We start from the raw sequence: 15,495 nt of genomic DNA on the forward strand, positions 1-15,495 counted from the left end.
CGAGCCGGCGCTCTGCCTCACGTGACTGAGGACCCCACCGGCAGCGCCTCACCGTCACCCGGGGGCTCCTGCACGAGGTGAAGGGTATCCGATTTCGTCAGATGGTTGGGGTACAGCATCCGTGAGAACCTTCCCCGCGGATCGTCTTTGTCGCGGGGGAGATCGATGTGGGTTCGCTCGAGCGCCGCGATGAGGAGTTCCGTCTGCTCATCGGTCAATACGAGGAGCCCTCGTTCTCGCAAGCCCACCACTGCTCGCGAGTCATCCGATGCCGTGAGGACGACCGCGATACTCCGGGCTGTGGCGTCCGGCTCCCAGGGGTGCGCGATAACCATGGCCGTCGTGATGGTCGCGGTCGGGATCTCCTTCGTGCCGACGCGCAGACGGGTGGCGTCGCGTGAGATGCGCGGCGGTCGCGAACGTCGCCGCACGACGGCGCTGACGATGATCGCCACGACCGCCAGCAGCACAGCCCCGAGGGGCCACGTCCATGCGCCGAGCGGTCCCGCCGCCACGGGGACGAGGAACGCGCCGATCATCATCGCAAGGAGAAGCGGCTGTCCGGAGAAGACGTGAAGAGCCCACCAGGGGAAGAGAGCCCGCGAACGAGAGGGCCCCAACGGCATCCACTCCTGCACGTCGACGTTCGGCTCGCTCTCCGGGCGATCGGACGAGTGCACCGGTTGAGGCTGCCGCCGCACTCCTCTGATGATCAGCGTCATGCCCACCACACCGAACACGGTGGACAGCACCCATCCGCGCAGCGGGTCGTCGGTCTCGTTCTGATCCGTCCCCGCCAGTGTGACCACCCCACCCACGGAGATGAGGAGAAGGAAGACTCCGTAGAGCAAGACGACCCGACGGGAGCGGCGGGCCGTCCAGGGCTTCGGCTCCGTGCCTGGAGGCCACGAGGGGTCGCCCCAGGTCCTTCGCCTGGTGAGCAGGAGGCCGGCCGCCGCTCCGACGCATCCGAAAGACAGCGTCATTGCCGCCAGAACGCCGATTCGAGGATCGGCGATCAGGACTGTCGAAGCCACCGCCACCGCTGCGCTGAACATCGCCAGCGCCACGCCCACCACGATGGGCGTCAGCAGCCCTTCGCCCTTCTCATCGCCAGCGCCCATCCGCTCGCCCCACCTCTCCCCAGACTGCAGGCGGAGGATCAGGCCCCATCGATCCAGCCGCGGCCCAAATGTGCCTGTCCCTGAGGATGAGAGTAGCGCGAGTGCGCTCCCAGCGACGGCGTGCACCTCGTAGGATCGCGATATGACCTCCCCTCGCCGTGTCCCTGCAGACCTGCGGAAACGCGGGGGCTTTCGCGGAGCGGATGAATCGACCGCCTCGCTCATCCTCGGCCAGTTCTTCGTCGGTGGCTTTTTCCTGTTCATCGTGGCTTTCTTCCTCGCGCTCGGAGCTGCGGACGAGTACGACGGGGTGACGTCCTTCGTCGGCGCGGGCATCATCGCCGTCGTCCTGTCCGTCGTGTCCATGGTCACCGCCTTGGTGATCGGCCTGCCCCTTCGCCTCGTCTCGGTGCTGCGGGCGCGGTGGCTCGCGCACGGCGAGATCACCGTCCTCGGGGTCGTCGTCGGACTCGGCGCCTGCATCGTGTCGGTCGTGCTGGCGGTCGGAAGCGGGGGAGCGGCGCTCCCGTGGTGGGCGTTCGTCGTCTCGTGGACGGTCCTCGCCTTCTCGGTCGCGCATTTCGTCTGGCCAGGACGACGCCGGCCGCGTGAGTTCCGAGCACCCCGAGACGGCGACCAGCCCGCGTGAGTACGCGCGGGGAGGGTCAGCAGCCGGAGGACCCGGGAGCACGGGACGCCGATGAGCACGTCCCGACGCACACGCGGCGGGGATTCCTCATCGCCGCCGGAACCGGCATCGCGGTGGCCGGTGTCGGCATCTGGCTCTCCGCGAACTCCGGGGGAGAGGCAGACGACACCGGACGCCGCCCGGACAACCCCCGCGGGCTGCCAGAGTACGAGCCGGTCTACGACCGCGCGGTCACGGGTCTCGAGGTACCGCTCGGTTTCGAGGACTGCGCCCACCCGACGGCACGCGCTGACCGGAGCGTCGCGGGGAGCGAACGTCGAACCGTGAGCCCGGTCATCGACCGCTTCGTCATCCACCACACAGGCACGACGACGGACCAGTTGGACTTCTTCTCCCGCTGCAACAGGAGATCATCGGCTCCCACGTTCTATCTTCGGCACGACGGCTCGGTCATCGAGACCATCCGCCCGGGAGCGAAGCCGTCGTCCACCGGCGCGGACTGGAACTGGCGCTCCGTGGCGGTGGAGACGCTGGATTTCACCGGAGCGCCGGAGTACACGGTGACCACCGCGCAGGTCGAGGAGATCGCGCAGATGATCGCGTGGCTCGCAGGCTTCGACGGCCGGACCCTGGACGGCGTTCCGGTGCGCTTCCGGATCGACCGAGAGCACGTCATCACCCACCAGGAGACGTGGTCGGGAACGGAGTGTCCCGGCCCGTTCCTCCAATCGCGAGTGGATGACATCGTGGCGCGAGCACAGGTTATCTTCACGAGATCATGAGGCTGGAGCCGTCCGCGACAATAGGGGAGTGCGCCACGTTCTCTCATTGACCGAACTCACTGGGGACGATCTGAGGGAGATCTTCGCGCGCGCCGCGCGGATCGAAGCGGGAACCCTGGCGAGGAGGGACGGCGCGGCCGCGCTGTTCTTCCCTTCCTCGAGCCTGCGGACGCGTGTCTCGTTCGAACGCGGCGCTGCGGAGATGGGTTTGCAGCCGATCGTCTTCCCTCCGGAGGCGCTCGACACCGTCGAGGACGCGGTCGACATCGTCGGATACCTGTCGGCGTGGGTCAAACTCCTCGTCGTCCGGCATGCCGATCTCCACGTGCTTCGTGAGCTCGCTGCCCCTGGGATTCTCCCGGTGGTCAACGCGATGACCAACGCGAACCACCCATGCGAGGTGCTATCCGATCTCTTCGCGCTCTCGCGCGAGATGGATGTCCGCTCACTCCGAGTCCTCGTGGTGGGACCAGGCGGCAACATCGCTCGAGCCTGGGAGGAAGCCCATCGGGCTTTCGGAATCGATGTCGTGCAGGCCTGCCCGGAGGAGGTCCGCACACCCGCGCTGCCGTGGAAGGAGGATCTCAGCGATGCCGTGCAGCAGGCCGACGTGATCATCACGGATGGGCCGGGGGAGCACATCGCGGCCATGGCGCCCTATCGGATCACTGCGGACCTCCTCGACAGCGCCCCTGACGGTGTCCGTTTCGCGCCGTGCCCGCCGTTCGTCCGCGGGCGTGAGGTCTCGGTCGCTGCCGCCAACCATCCCGCGTTCGTGGGCTACGAGTTCAAACGTCACCTGAAGAGCGTGCAGCAGGCGATCATGGGTTGGGCGATCGAGGGATGACGGGGAGATGGTCGCAGTAGGACTCTCTCACTTGATGGTGAAGTCTGTTGGGGCGTTTTCAGCTACCCCCGAGGCATGCGATAGGCGCGTCGCGCACACGGGACGTGGTTGCTGCCTTGAGCCGTGTACCTGCGAAGCCGGCCCAGTGCGCGGATTAGGCCAAGGCCGCTACGAGAACGCCCCGGGACGCCTTCGGGAACGGCGCTACGTCTCGCCCTTGCCCAACCAGGCCAGCAGGCGACCAGCGAGTGGGGAACCGTCGAAATTGTGACTTAGTAGTAGGCACAGCCTGAAGTTGTTCTCTAGCGCGTCTTTATGAGCGATCTTAGCGTGGTTCTTTATCTCAGCGGCGAACAAGTACATGAGGATTTCCGCGATGTCATGCCCGTACGCGTGCGCGCGCGGATCCGCGAAGTTCGGACGTAAGTACTCGTCACTCTCGGAGGCAATATCCGGTGGAACCGTTCGTTTCACGTCAAAGCTTTTTGGGTCGTTTCCTTTTGCGAAGCCTTTGCTCAGGTTCGGCGTCGGTAAGCTTTCGTTGAATTTTCTGACCGTGTAGAGTTCACGGAGTATGGGGGAAAGCGAGGCGATAAGTCTGTGACCGTCCGGTAGACGGTCTCCGAGGACGACTCGGTTTACGGTATCCAACCCGGCCTCGTTGAAGATGTAGCTTTCGAGTGCGGGGTAGTCGGTCCACCAGAGATGATCCATCTCATACGACTCGGTTCGATGGCCGCAATCGAGGTCGGCTATGCACCGAAGGTTCGCCGGGCTGCTCGCGCCCTCGTGGGCCGCAGCTATAACCCAGCTTCGCGCACCATGCGGGAGATTTTCCGAATCAACCCATTCATCGTTGACCTCGATGGCGTCGACTGCTTCGATGATGACTGGCGCAAGGTCCTGGCCGTTCCGCGCACGGCTGAGCCATTCGCGATAGAACGATTTGTCGCTTCTCCCTTCAACGATTAAGAATGCGGTCGATGTCTCTTCAGCCTCCCGTAGTAGCTCTTTCAGCGGTACACGCGGTTTCGAAGACATCGCTAAAGTGCCTCGGTGGGTCGTACGACCTCATCAACATCGCCCATAATTTGCACCGAATGGGACGCTACCAGGAACTGAACTCCGCTCCCCTCAGTGCACCTCAAGAGTTCCGGCAAGAGCTGTCGTTGCCATCGAAGGCCGAGAGATAGCTCAGGTTCGTCGATGACGACTAGGGCGCCAGTGGAACGCGCGAGCACAGCGTGACTCAGGAGCAACAGCAAGTGCTTTTCGCCGCTTGAGAGGTTGTCGGGCTCGAGTTCCGCTCCGTCGTGCCCTGTTAGAGAGATTCCGGCGTCAGTCGTGTAATGGAGTCTCTTGCGCTCGAAGAAGCTATTGACGGACGTGACGAAAGTATCAATAAGGCGCTGAGTTTCCGCGAGCGTGTTCATTCGGTCTGCCGTACTCGATAGATATGGACCAAGGATCCCGTGAAGAGAGCGAAAGTGAGAGCTGTTTGCACGTGAATCCTGAATCATCTCGGTTATGCGGCGAATCTGGCTGAACGAGAGCAACTCGTACTTCTCGAAGTCATAAGCGCCCGCGAGAACCTCTTCAGCTTGTGCGAGCAAGGACTCTCGCGCTTGAGAAGCCAGGATGGTTCGATTCTCGCCCTGGAGGACCCGGCGCGTGACTTCGAAGTACACACCTTCACCAGAATCGGTGTCGTCGTTGGAAACCGTACGGAGCGCCCGTTGAGTGAATTCGCGCTCCACAAGGTCGAGCACGTCGCGAACGCTTTGCGTGGGCCTGCCGACCCGACGGAACGCGTCCTGTTCAATTTCGAAGGTACTGTGAGCGATGAAGTTTCGCGACTCTGTGGCGGAGTAGATCAGGCGGTCATCGCCGACGAAGACGGTAGGGCTAACAAGTGTCCGGAGCGCATCGAGATATCGAGCCACATCGACGCGCGGCGAGGACCGGCGGAAGGCGCGGGCGTCCACATCCTCCTGCCGCACCCAGAGCTCCACGGCCTCCTCGAGTCTGAAGTTCTCGATTCGACAGCCGAACAGGAAGGAAGCGTCGTCCGACGGAAGGAGCCGAACACTGCTCCCGTCGGAAAGATGCACGGTGATCTCTTCGACGAACAGATCAGCCAGCGCTTGCAGGCTTTCTCGACGCGGGGAGAGGAGATGATGAACAGCCTTTAGGAAGTTCGTCTTACCCATCCCGTTTTCGGCGTAGATCACAACGACTCGCCCGCTGTGGTGCGAAGTCCGGTCGAAGTCAACGTCGTACCTGAACTCGCCCAGCACACTGCTGCTGAGGATACGGCGGATGCTGTTCTGTGGCATGGGAGTGTTGGGTTTAATCAGCGGTGCGGCCATGCTCGAACCCTATCGAATAGAGGTCCAGACGCCGGGCGCGTGTGCCAACCCAGGGGCCTAGATCGCATCCTCACAGCAGAGTCTCGCTTCCCAGGCTCCCATTACGGGTCCGCGTCTCCCCGGTCTCGCCTGTGTCTAGAAGGTGGCCAGGCGATTCCTAACGAGCGCATCCGGGTCATCTCCTGCACGGCCCCCACCGGTCAGCGGCTCGCCCACAACGCGGGTGTCGCCGACCGAGTCATCGCGGATGGGCCGGGGGAGCAGTCCGCGGCCCATGGCGCCCTATCGGATCACTGCGGATCTCCTCGACAGCGCCCCTGACGGTGTCCGTTTCGCGCCGTGTCCGCCGTTCGTCCGCGGGCGTGAGGTTTCGGTCGCTGCCGCCAACGATCCCGCGTTCGTGGGCTACGAGTTCAAACGTCACTTGAAGAGCGTGCAGCAGGCGATCATGGGGTGGGCGATCGAGGGATGACGGGGAGATGGTCGGGGTGGCGTTCTTTCTTCAATCTGACATAATGTGCATTATCGGATAATCCATATCCGCGATCTGGCGGGACGAGAGAGGGTGGGAAAGCCGCCAGCGCGGCCCTCGATCAAGCGTTGACGTACGCCGCGAGATGCTCACCCGTCAGCGTCGACCCGTCTGCGACGAGCTCGGCAGGCGTTCCCTGGAACACGATGCGACCACCGTCGTGGCCGGCTCCCGGTCCGACGTCGATGATCCAATCGGCGTGCGCCATGACCGCCTGATGATGCTCGATCACGACCACCGTCTTGCCCGCGTCGACAAGACGATCCAACAGACCGAGGATCGTGTCCACGTCGGCGAGATGCAGGCCGGTCGTCGGCTCGTCCAACACGTAGACGTCGCCCTTCTCGCCCATCTGGATCGCGAGCTTGATGCGCTGGCGCTCACCGCCCGACAGGGTCGACAACGGCTGTCCGAGCGACAGGTAGCCGAGCCCCACGTCCTCCAGGCGTTCGAGGATGGCCGCCGCGGCCGGGAGCTTCGCCTCACCCTCACTGAAGAACACGCGGGCCTCGGACACCGGAAGGTCGAGCACCTCGGTGATGTCCTTGCCGCCGAGCTTGTACTCCAGCACCGCCGCCTGGAAGCGCTTACCGCCGCAGTCCTCACAGGGGGTCTCGATCGTGTCCATGAACCCGAGCTCGGTGATGATGACACCGGCGCCCTTGCACGTGGGACACGCGCCCTCGGAGTTCGCGCTGAACAGGGCGGGCTTCACGCCATTCGCCTTCGCGAAGGCCTTGCGGATGGGCTCGAGCAGCCCCGTGTAGGTCGCGGGATTGCTGCGACGCGAGCCCTTGATGGCGGACTGGTCGATCGCCACCACGCCCTCGCGTCCGGTCACCGAACCGTGGATGAGCGAGCTCTTACCCGAGCCGGCGACACCGGTGACCACGGTCAGGACACCGGTCGGGATGTCGACGTCCACGTTCTGGAGGTTGTTCGTGGAGGCGCCGCGGACTTCGATCGCGCCGGTGCGGTCACGCACGGCGTCCTTGAGCTGTGCACGGTCGTCGAGGTGCTGCCCCGTCAGTGTTCCACTGGCCGTGAGACCTTCGACGCTCCCCTGATAGCAGATCTCTCCCCCGGCGCTTCCGGCACCCGGCCCCAGATCCACGACATGATCGCCGATCGCGATGGTCTCCGGCTTGTGCTCGACGACGAGCACCGTGTTCCCCTTGTCGCGGAGTCGGAGCAGCAGCCCGTTCATGCGCTGGATGTCGTGCGGGTGCAGACCGATGGTCGGCTCGTCGAACACGTAGGTGACATCGGTCAGCGAGGAGCCGAGATGCCGCAGCATCTTGATCCGCTGCGCCTCTCCCCCGGACAGCGTCCCCGATGGCCGATCTAGGCTCAGGTACCCCAGGCCGAGGGTCACGAAGGCGTCGAGGTTGGCGCTCAGCGCCTCAAGCAGGGGCCCCGAACCGGGGAGGTCGAGACCCCTGACCCACGCGGCGAGGTCCGTCACCTGCATGCGGCAGGCATCGGCGATGCTCACACCGTCGATCTTCGACGATCGTGCACCTTCGGTGAGGCGCGTGCCGTCGCACTCCGGGCACACCGCGAAGGTGGCCACCCGCTCGACGAACGCGCGGATGTGCGGCTGCAGCGCGTCGAGGTCTTTCGAGAGCATGGACTTCGTGATCTTCGGGATCAGGCCCTCGTAGGTCATGTTGATACCGGAGATCTTGACCTTCGTCACCTCGCCGTAGAGGAAGAGGTGACGCTGCTTGTCGGTGAACGACGCGATGGGCTTGTCCGGCGGGTAGAACCCGGACTGCGAGAACCCCTTCACCATCCAGCCGTCGGCGGTGTATCCGGGCACCATGATCGCGCCCTCGTCGAGGGACTTCGACTCATCGACGATCTGCGAGAGGTCGAGATCGGACACCACTCCCCTGCCCTCACATCGCGGGCACATGCCGCCGAGGTAGATCGCGTCCTTCACGATCTTCTTCTCCCCGCCCGGCCCGGTCATCACGCCGCTGGCCTTCTGCGTCGGGATGTTGAACGAGAACGCCGTCGGCCCGCCGATGTAGGGCTGTCCGAGCTTGCTGAACAGGATACGGAGCATCGCATTGGCATCCGTCACCGTGCCGACGGTGGACCGCGGGTTCGCGCCGAGGCGCTCCTGGTCCACGATGATCGCCGTGGTGAGGCCTTCCAGCACGTCGACGTCGGGTCGAGGGACGGACGGCATGAAGCCCTGCACGAAGGCGCTGTACGTCTCGTCGATCATCCGGCGCGATTCGGCGGCGATCGTGTCGAAGACGAGAGAGCTCTTCCCGGAACCCGAGACCCCGGTGAACACCGTGAGGCGTCGTTTCGGGATGTCGACGCTCACGTCCTTGAGGTTGTTCTCGCGCGCGCCCTGCACACGGATGAGATCGTGGGTGTCCGCGGGGTGCTCGGCAGCGGTCATGCGGCGTCCTTCGTGGTGGTGGGGCCGTCAGGCGGCCTGGTTGATGCGGAGCAGGTTGCCCGCGGGGTCGCGGAACGCGCAGTCGCGCACACCGTAGGGCTGATCCATGGGTTCCTGGACCACGTCCGCCCCCTCCGCGACCAGACGGTCGAACAGGGCGTCCAGGTCGTCGCTCGCGAGTGTCAGAGCGCCATAGCTGCCCTTCGCGATGAGCTCCAGGATCGTCTGCCGTTCGGCGTCGGTGATGCCGGGGTCGGTGGCCGGCGGGTGGAGCACGATCGAGGTCTCCGGCTGGCCTGCGGGGCCGACCGTGAGCCAGCGGAGACCGTCATAGCCGACGTCGTTGCGCACCTCGAAGCCGAGGGCGTCGCGGTAGAAGCCGAGCGCCGCTTCGGCGTCGGTGTGCGGGAGGAAGGCGTAGTGGATGCTGATGTTCATGATGCTCACGTTAGGTGTGCCTCGGGGCGCGGCGCTTCTCGATTCCTGATCGGTCGGGTGACCTGCTTCGCCTGGAACGAGGGGATGCCCTCGACGTTCGCGGCGCGTTCACGGTACACGCTGGGTGGGACACCGACCAGCTCCGAGAACCGGGTGCTGAACGTTCCCAGCGAGGAGCAGCCCACGGCGAAGCACACCTCGGTGACGCTGAGGTCGCCGCGCCGCAGCAGCGCCATGGCGCGTTCGATGCGGCGGGTCATGAGATAGGAGTACGGGGATTCGCCGTAGGTCTCGCGGAACCGCCGACTGAGGTGGCCGGCGGACATGTGCACGCCCCGCGCCAGGGCCTCGACGTCCAGGGGCTTCGCGTACTCCCGATCGATGCGGTCGCGAACCTTCCGCATCACGACCAGCTCCCGCAGTCGAGCGTCATCCACCGGTGTCACGTGATGATCCTGCCATGACGCCGGAAGACGGGGAATGACCATCCGCGACGCGCGGAGCCGCTCCTCCCCCGCTGTCGGACTTCCGGCGCTACCCTGGGGGCATCCTCACAGGATTCTCTCAGAAGGGGTTCCCCGTCATGTCTGAAGCAGTCGCAGAAACGAAGTCTTTCTTCAAGTCCATCCGCGTTGCTCTCGCGGTCTCCGGCGTGCTCGCGCTGCTCGCGGGTATCGCGTTGCTCGTCTGGCCGGTGAAGTCCGCCGTCATCGTGACGGCGATCTTCGCGTCGTACCTGATCGTCGCGGGAGTCGTTTACATCGGCCTCGGCATCTTCTCCCGCGCCAAGGGCGGCTGGTCTCGCGTCGGCCACATCGTCCTCGGCCTGCTCTACATCGTCGCCGGCGTCATCGCGTTCTTCAACCTGAACGTCGCCGCCGCCACCCTCGCGCTGGTCGTCGTGATCTTCATCGGCGTGAGCTGGATCGTCGACGGCGTCGTGGCGCTCTCGCTGCTCGGCAGCGATGGGTCGCGAGTGTGGACCGTGATCTACGCCATCCTCAGCATCATCGCCGGAATCATCGTCCTCTTCTCGCCGGTCATCGCCGGATTCGCGCTGTGGTTGCTCCTGGGCATCTCGCTCGTCGTGCTCGGTATCGTGCAGATCATCCGCGCGATCACGCTGGGCAGGGATGAGAAGGCGTTCACCACGGGCGCTGCCGCCGTCTGATCTCGGATACGCACGACGCCCCGGACCTGCCGAGCAGGTCCGGGGCGTCGTGGCGTAGGACGACTATTCCGCGGCGAAGGCGCTCACGTCGCCGACCAGGCGGGTGTTGTCCGCGGGGACGGGGTCGATGACCGCCTTGGCGACCTCGGCGGCGAACTCGGACACGTTGTAGAGACGGCCGGCGGATTCGCGGCGCTCGGCGATCGCCCCGGGGTTCGCGCGCTCGAGCAGCGTCGCGGTGATCGTGCCCTCGATCATGTCGCCGGAGACGACGGTGAAGCCGATCCCCTTCTCTGCGAGGCCGGGGATCAGTTCCCGCAGCGCGTCCTCGCCGGCCCGCTTGGACAGCGCGACGGGCTCGTACTCCGGCATCGTCGGCGTCGTGCGGATGAAGTGCGCCTGGTGGCTGGTGACGAACACGACGCGTGCGCCATCCGACAGCAACGGGGTCGCGGCGTTGAGGACGTTGAGCTGCGCGTCCCGGTTGAGCGTCAGGGCGTAGTCCTCGGCCATCCCCGACTCCATGCCACCCGAGGCGTTGAGGACGAGGACGTCGAGACGCCCGTACTCGGCGCGGACGGCGTCGAACATCTCGGCGATCGACGCCGGGTCGGTGAGGTCCGCGCCGACGACGAGCGCCCGGCGGCCCAGTTCGCGCAGCTGCGCTGCGAGCTTCTCCGCGCGCGGCGCCTTGTTCCGGTAGTTGATGACGACGTCGGCGCCGGCCTCGGCGAGGTACCGCACGGTGTCGGCGCCGATCCCCCGCGATGAGCCGGTGACGAGGGCCACCTTGCCGTCGAGGGATCCTGCGGGAAGAACGTCGGTCACGGGTGACTCCTCATGGTGCGTGGAACGCCGTGAGCGCACGGCCCTCACAGATTACCAAGGGGGCGCGGTGGCGGCCGGTCGGGCGTCGCCACGCGTGGTACGTTGACGGCAAAGGAGGCCGCATGGACAACTTCTCGACGTTCGTCACGTTCATCGACCACTGGGCATGGATCGGGTGGCTCGTCCTCATCGCCGTCTTCCTCGTCATCGAGATGCTCTCCCTCGACTTCACCTTCCTGATGCTGAGCTTCGGCAGCGTGATCGGACTCGTCACCGACTTCGTCGGGCTCCCGGTCTGGATCCAGATCCTGATCGCCGCCTTGGCATCCGCCCTCTTCATCCTCTTCTTGCGGCCACCGCTGCTACGCCGACTGCATCGCGGAGCCGACCCCACCCGCTCGAACGTCGAGGCCCTCGTCGACCTCCGCGGCATCGCGCTCAGTGAGATCACGCACATCTCCGGCCAGGCGAAGCTCGCGAACGGCGACACCTGGACCGCCCGAACCACCACCCCGATGGCGATCCCCGCGGGGGCGCCTGTCGCCGTCAGCGCGATCAACGGCGCGACCGCCATCGTCCGACCCCTCAACGACTAGGAGCACGCGTGGACGACGCATCGATCATCCCGACCGTGATCATCTGGATCCTGGTGATCGCGGTCATCATCTTCGTGATCGTCACGATCGCGCGGGCGATCCGCATCATCCCGCAGGCGACCGCCGGCGTGGTGGAACGACTCGGCCGGTATCACAAGACCCTCTCCCCCGGCCTCAACATCCTCGTGCCCTTCATCGACCGTCTGCGGCCGCTGATCGACATGCGCGAGCAGGTGGTCTCCTTCCCGCCGCAGCCCGTGATCACCGAGGACAACCTCGTCGTCTCCATCGACACGGTCGTCTACTTCCAGGTGACCGACGCCCGTGCCGCCACCTACGAGATCGCGAACTACCTCGGCGCCGTGGAGCAGCTCACCACCACGACGCTCCGCAACGTCGTCGGCGGTCTGAACCTCGAAGAGGCGCTCACGAGCCGCGACAACATCAACGGCCAGCTCCGCGTGGTCCTCGACGAGGCGACCGGCAAGTGGGGCATCCGCGTGGGCCGTGTCGAGCTCAAGGCGATCGACCCGCCCGTCTCGATCCAGGACTCGATGGAGAAGCAGATGCGCGCGGAGCGGGACCGCCGTGCCGCGATCCTGACCGCCGAGGGGACGAAGCAGTCCGCGATCCTCGAGGCGGAGGGCCTTCGTCAGGCGGAGATCCTCCGGGCCGAGGGCGACAAGCAGGCAGCGGTCCTTCGCGCCCAGGGCGAGGCGGAGGCGATCCAGAGCGTCTTCACCGCGATCCACCAGGGGGCTCCGGACGACAAGCTCCTCGCCTACCAGTACCTGCAGATGCTCCCGAAGATCAGCGAGAGCCCGTCCAGCAAGCTGTGGATCATCCCGAGCGAGCTGACCGAGGCGCTCAAGGGCATCGGCACCGCCTTCACCCCGAAGACCGGGCCGGGCTCGACCACTCCCCCCGCTGGCGCGTGACCCACCCGTACTTCGTCAAGGCCGAGCAGCCCCGGATCCTGGCCCATCGCGGTCTCGTGACCGTCGAAGGGCGGGAGTCCGGGGTCTGGGAGAACACGGCGGCCGCCTTCGCCGCTGCTCATGCCGCCGGGGCCGAGTACATCGAGACGGACTGCCAGGTCACCGCAGACGGCGACGTCGTGCTCTTCCACGATCACGACCTCCGGCGTCTGGTGGACGATCCGCGCGCTGTCCACGAGGTCCGGACAAGGGAGCTGAGCGCGCTCTTCGCGGAGCACGGCGGTCTGCTCACCGTGGCCGAGGCGCTCTCCTCGTTTCCGGAGACGCGCTTCAACATCGACGTGAAGACGCCGACCGCTGCGGCTCCCCTGGGGCCCGTCCTGGCCGCGCACACGCACCGTGTCCTGGTCACCAGCTTCTCGGACGCCAACCGGCGCGCGACGGTGGAGGCCGTGCGACAGACCGGCACCGGGCTCCGGCCCGCCACCTCGGGCGGGAGCCGGACGATCGCGGCGCTCCGGACGCTGTCCGCGATGCGCCTCTCCCCCGGCCGGCTGCTGCGGGAGATCGATGCCGTGCAGATCCCGGAGCGCCACGGGGCGCTCACAGTGCTGACGCCGGCCCTCCTCCGCGCCGCCCACCGCGTCGGCACCGAGGTCCACGTGTGGACGGTGAACGAGGCGGAGGACATGCGCCGCCTCGTCGACGCCGGTGTGGACGGCGTCGTGACCGACCGCGCCGACCTCGCCGTCGCCACGCTGCGGACGGTCTGAGCGCCCTTTATCCTCCGGCGCTGGGATTCCGCTGTGAATACCGGGCAGAACACCCCCACGTGGATGAAGCGCACAGGCTCGAACGTTATACCTGACAGCGACGAGAGGACCACACAATGGCAGATCGCAGCCTTCGCGGCATCCGACTCGGCGCCCAGAGCCTACAGAGCGAAGAGGGCGTCGTTTTCATGGAGCGCCGTGAGACCACCTACACCTGTGACACCTGCGGACACGACACCACGCTCATGTTCGCAGCCGATGCCGAACCGCCTCAGACCTGGGAGTGCCGTTCCTGCGGAGCGGAAGCCCGCCTGAAGGTCGACGGCGAGGCCGTCACCCTCGAGGTCACCGACGAGAAGGCCGCCCGCACCCACTGGGACATGCTCATGGAGCGTCGTACCCGTGCGGAGCTGGAGGAGCTTCTCGAAGAGCGCCTCGCCTACATCCGAGCCCGGCGCGGTGCCGGCGAGGACCCCACCCGAGAGAAGATCGGCGCCTAGCGCCGACGGGCGCGCCACCACCCGAGACCGAGCGCACCCAGACCGCCCCAGAGCAGCACCTGCTGCAGCCAGGGGCCCAGGACGATTCCCGCCGTGAGGCCGGAGCGGAGTTCGACATCTTCGAGCATCGCTCCGGCCTCATCCGCGTCCAGGCTGGTGACCGTGCGACCGTCCGGGAGGATGACCTGGCTCGTGCCGACCGTGGAGATGTTGACGACGCTCCGGCCCGTCTCGATGGCGCGCATCCGAGCGAAGGCGAGCTGCTGCAGATTCTCGTCCGTGCCGCGGAAGTCGGCGTTGTTCGTCTGGAAGACCAGGACATCGGCGCCGTCGTACAGTCCCTCCGTGATCACGTCGTCGTAGATCACGTCGAAGCAGATCGCGAGCCCCACCCGGACGTCGTCGACCTCGACGATCGGCGGGTTGGTCCCCGGCGTGTACTCGCGCTGGATCAGCCCGATGAGGTCGGGGACGAGGGCATTGAAGAACGCACGATCCGGCACATACTCGCCGAAGGGCACGGGATGCCGCTTGTCGTGCTTCTGAGGCGCCGTGCCGTCCGGCAGCCACAGCATCGACGTGTTGTAGAAGAGGTTGCCCCGACCGGTGGCGGCATTGGCGAGCAGCGGCGCATCGATGCGGTTCGCCACGAGGGTCATCCGCCGCGCGATCGCGGAGTTCGCGAACGGATCCGTGTCCAGCCCGCCCTCCGGCCAGACGAGAAGATCGACGTCCTCGCCGTAGAGGGGCTCGGTCGCCTCCGTCTGCGCCTGGACGACGGCGAAGGGTTCGCGCTCGTCGAAGTAGCCGGTCGGCCCGTTCCCCTGCACCGCAGCGATGCGCATCGATCCGGACGGCGTGGTCGGGAAGAGCGGGGTGAAGAAGAGGATCAGGACCAGTGCGACCGGCGCGAGGAGGGTGACCGGCCGCCGCCACAGCCCCGTGCGGACGATCTCGATCACCATGGCCACGAGGAAGACCATCAGGAAGCTCAGCCCGCTCACACCCAGCCAGGACGAGATGGCGGCGAGGGGGCTCTCCGCCTGGCTCATCCCGAGACGAGCCCACGGGAAGCCGCCGTATGGCCACCAGCCGAGGAACAGTTCCCTCCCTACCCACAGCGCCGCAACGACCGCCGGGAGGGTCAGCAGGCGACCCGCGGTGCCCGGCCAGGCCCGGGGCAGCCACCGGTAGGCAAGGGTCAGCGGGATCAGCGCCACGGCCGTGAGCGCGCCCTCGACCACGCTCAGGGCAGCCCAGGGCAGCGGCCCCAGATATCGAGACGTCCAGGACACGAGCAGGGCGAAGAACACGATGCCGTAGACCAGTCCCACGAGCAGTGAGCCACCGGCCCGTCGGCCGATCAGCGCGAGCAGCAGCAGCCCCGTGGCGGGGAAAGCCAGGATCCAGATCGCCGCTTCGGGAAACGCGAGGTCCATGAGCAGCGCAGCCAGGGCGGCGACGGGTACGGCGGCCCACAGGGGCAGGAGGGCGCGTCGGCGAACGGGAGCTTCGGTCATGCGGGCGGA

At 66.2% G+C, this 15,495-nt stretch carries 17 protein-coding genes; 9 read left to right on the top strand and 8 right to left on the bottom strand.

Annotated features, from left to right (window positions below):
• Positions 1 to 17: 17 nt before the first annotated feature.
• Positions 18 to 1,124: a hypothetical protein gene (locus AB0P08_RS07805; RefSeq protein ID WP_363589188.1), complete on the bottom strand. Its 1,107-nt coding sequence runs from the start codon at positions 1,122 to 1,124 to the stop codon at positions 18 to 20.
• A 142-nt stretch (positions 1,125 to 1,266) separates the two neighbouring features.
• Here AB0P08_RS07805 and AB0P08_RS07810 point away from each other — a divergent pair, with 142 nt between their 5' ends.
• Genes AB0P08_RS07810 through AB0P08_RS07820 form a run of 3 tightly spaced genes read left to right on the top strand, consistent with a single transcriptional unit; the run spans position 1,267 to position 3,402 of the window.
• Positions 1,267 to 1,773 (top strand): hypothetical protein, encoded by a 507-nt coding sequence (locus AB0P08_RS07810; protein ID WP_363589190.1) that lies wholly within the window; start codon positions 1,267 to 1,269, stop codon positions 1,771 to 1,773.
• Entirely contained in the window at positions 1,770 to 2,555 is a 786-nt protein-coding gene (locus AB0P08_RS07815; RefSeq protein ID WP_363589192.1) for a peptidoglycan recognition protein family protein, read from the top strand. Before AB0P08_RS07810 ends, AB0P08_RS07815 begins: the two co-directional genes overlap by 4 nt.
• Positions 2,556 to 2,583: 28 nt before the next feature.
• Complete coding sequence (locus AB0P08_RS07820; protein ID WP_363589194.1) at positions 2,584 to 3,402, top strand: ornithine carbamoyltransferase; 819 nt, start codon at positions 2,584 to 2,586, stop codon at positions 3,400 to 3,402.
• 204 nt (positions 3,403 to 3,606) lie between these two features.
• Here the strand turns inward: AB0P08_RS07820 and AB0P08_RS07825 are convergent, their stop codons facing one another.
• The gene (locus AB0P08_RS07825) at positions 3,607 to 4,443 is read right to left on the bottom strand and encodes a hypothetical protein (RefSeq protein WP_363589196.1); all 837 of its coding nucleotides are present in this window, start codon (positions 4,441 to 4,443) and stop codon (positions 3,607 to 3,609) included.
• Between the two features lie 2 nt (positions 4,444 to 4,445).
• Positions 4,446 to 5,771, bottom strand: a complete 1,326-nt coding sequence (locus AB0P08_RS07830; RefSeq protein WP_363589198.1) for an AAA family ATPase — start codon at positions 5,769 to 5,771, stop codon at positions 4,446 to 4,448.
• A gap of 274 nt (positions 5,772 to 6,045) precedes the next feature.
• On the opposite strand from AB0P08_RS07830, the gene AB0P08_RS07835 reads away from it, so the two are divergent.
• Positions 6,046 to 6,243, top strand: a complete 198-nt coding sequence (locus AB0P08_RS07835; RefSeq protein WP_363589200.1) for a Rossmann-fold NAD(P)-binding domain-containing protein — start codon at positions 6,046 to 6,048, stop codon at positions 6,241 to 6,243.
• 121 nt (positions 6,244 to 6,364) lie between these two features.
• Here the strand turns inward: AB0P08_RS07835 and AB0P08_RS07840 are convergent, their stop codons facing one another.
• The 3 genes from AB0P08_RS07840 to AB0P08_RS07850 are packed head-to-tail and all read right to left on the bottom strand — an operon-like array spanning position 6,365 to position 9,564.
• A complete protein-coding gene (locus AB0P08_RS07840; RefSeq protein WP_363589202.1) occupies positions 6,365 to 8,722 on the bottom strand; it encodes an ATP-binding cassette domain-containing protein in 2,358 nt (785 codons plus the stop codon).
• Positions 8,723 to 8,749: 27 nt separating this feature from the next.
• Positions 8,750 to 9,160, bottom strand: coding sequence for a VOC family protein (locus AB0P08_RS07845; protein WP_259954886.1), 411 nt, complete (start codon positions 9,158 to 9,160; stop codon positions 8,750 to 8,752).
• A 5-nt stretch (positions 9,161 to 9,165) separates the two neighbouring features.
• The gene (locus tag AB0P08_RS07850) at positions 9,166 to 9,564 is read right to left on the bottom strand and encodes a helix-turn-helix transcriptional regulator (protein WP_259954888.1); all 399 of its coding nucleotides are present in this window, start codon (positions 9,562 to 9,564) and stop codon (positions 9,166 to 9,168) included.
• 179 nt (positions 9,565 to 9,743) lie between these two features.
• On the opposite strand from AB0P08_RS07850, the gene AB0P08_RS07855 reads away from it, so the two are divergent.
• Complete coding sequence (locus tag AB0P08_RS07855) at positions 9,744 to 10,331, top strand: HdeD family acid-resistance protein (protein ID WP_363589204.1); 588 nt, start codon at positions 9,744 to 9,746, stop codon at positions 10,329 to 10,331.
• A gap of 63 nt (positions 10,332 to 10,394) precedes the next feature.
• Here the strand turns inward: AB0P08_RS07855 and AB0P08_RS07860 are convergent, their stop codons facing one another.
• A complete protein-coding gene (locus AB0P08_RS07860; RefSeq protein ID WP_259951525.1) occupies positions 10,395 to 11,159 on the bottom strand; it encodes an SDR family oxidoreductase in 765 nt (254 codons plus the stop codon).
• Positions 11,160 to 11,281: 122 nt separating this feature from the next.
• On the opposite strand from AB0P08_RS07860, the gene AB0P08_RS07865 reads away from it, so the two are divergent.
• The 4 genes from AB0P08_RS07865 (at position 11,282) to AB0P08_RS07880 (ending at position 13,966) form a co-directional block, all read left to right on the top strand.
• Positions 11,282 to 11,755 carry an NfeD family protein gene (locus tag AB0P08_RS07865; protein ID WP_363589206.1) on the top strand — a complete coding sequence of 158 codons (474 nt, stop codon included), beginning with the start codon at positions 11,282 to 11,284 and terminating at the stop codon, positions 11,753 to 11,755.
• Positions 11,756 to 11,763: 8 nt separating this feature from the next.
• Entirely contained in the window at positions 11,764 to 12,693 is a 930-nt protein-coding gene (locus AB0P08_RS07870; RefSeq protein ID WP_025103444.1) for an SPFH domain-containing protein, read from the top strand.
• Positions 12,690 to 13,466, top strand: a complete 777-nt coding sequence (locus AB0P08_RS07875) for a glycerophosphodiester phosphodiesterase family protein (protein ID WP_363589208.1) — start codon at positions 12,690 to 12,692, stop codon at positions 13,464 to 13,466. Before AB0P08_RS07870 ends, AB0P08_RS07875 begins: the two co-directional genes overlap by 4 nt.
• Before the next feature lie 116 nt (positions 13,467 to 13,582).
• A complete protein-coding gene (locus AB0P08_RS07880) occupies positions 13,583 to 13,966 on the top strand; it encodes an RNA polymerase-binding protein RbpA (protein WP_025103442.1) in 384 nt (127 codons plus the stop codon).
• On the opposite strand, the gene lnt is transcribed toward AB0P08_RS07880, so the two are convergent.
• Positions 13,963 to 15,486 carry an apolipoprotein N-acyltransferase gene (gene lnt, locus AB0P08_RS07885; protein WP_363589210.1) on the bottom strand — a complete coding sequence of 508 codons (1,524 nt, stop codon included), beginning with the start codon at positions 15,484 to 15,486 and terminating at the stop codon, positions 13,963 to 13,965. The two genes, AB0P08_RS07880 and lnt, sit on opposite strands and share 4 nt — an antisense overlap.
• Positions 15,487 to 15,495: the final 9 nt, after the last annotated feature.

This window comes from Microbacterium meiriae (genome assembly GCF_040686935.1).
GTDB classification, from domain to species: Bacteria; Actinomycetota; Actinomycetes; order Actinomycetales; family Microbacteriaceae; genus Microbacterium; species Microbacterium meiriae.

Excerpts from the sequence above, each read along its gene's own strand:
- AB0P08_RS07805 (WP_363589188.1), bottom strand. The coding sequence starts at position 1,124 with ATGGGCGCTGGCGATGAGAAGGGCGAAGGGCTGCTGACGCCCATCGTG.
- AB0P08_RS07810 (WP_363589190.1), top strand. The coding sequence starts at position 1,267 with ATGACCTCCCCTCGCCGTGTCCCTGCAGACCTGCGGAAACGCGGGGGC.
- AB0P08_RS07825 (WP_363589196.1), bottom strand. The coding sequence starts at position 4,443 with ATGTCTTCGAAACCGCGTGTACCGCTGAAAGAGCTACTACGGGAGGCT.
- AB0P08_RS07830 (WP_363589198.1), bottom strand. The coding sequence starts at position 5,771 with ATGGCCGCACCGCTGATTAAACCCAACACTCCCATGCCACAGAACAGC.
- AB0P08_RS07835 (WP_363589200.1), top strand. The coding sequence starts at position 6,046 with ATGGCGCCCTATCGGATCACTGCGGATCTCCTCGACAGCGCCCCTGAC.
- AB0P08_RS07840 (WP_363589202.1), bottom strand. The coding sequence starts at position 8,722 with ATGACCGCTGCCGAGCACCCCGCGGACACCCACGATCTCATCCGTGTG.
- AB0P08_RS07845 (WP_259954886.1), bottom strand. The coding sequence starts at position 9,160 with ATGAACATCAGCATCCACTACGCCTTCCTCCCGCACACCGACGCCGAA.
- AB0P08_RS07850 (WP_259954888.1), bottom strand. The coding sequence starts at position 9,564 with ATGCGGAAGGTTCGCGACCGCATCGATCGGGAGTACGCGAAGCCCCTG.
- AB0P08_RS07855 (WP_363589204.1), top strand. The coding sequence starts at position 9,744 with ATGTCTGAAGCAGTCGCAGAAACGAAGTCTTTCTTCAAGTCCATCCGC.
- AB0P08_RS07865 (WP_363589206.1), top strand. The coding sequence starts at position 11,282 with ATGGACAACTTCTCGACGTTCGTCACGTTCATCGACCACTGGGCATGG.
- AB0P08_RS07880 (WP_025103442.1), top strand. The coding sequence starts at position 13,583 with ATGGCAGATCGCAGCCTTCGCGGCATCCGACTCGGCGCCCAGAGCCTA.
- lnt (WP_363589210.1), bottom strand. The coding sequence starts at position 15,486 with ATGACCGAAGCTCCCGTTCGCCGACGCGCCCTCCTGCCCCTGTGGGCC.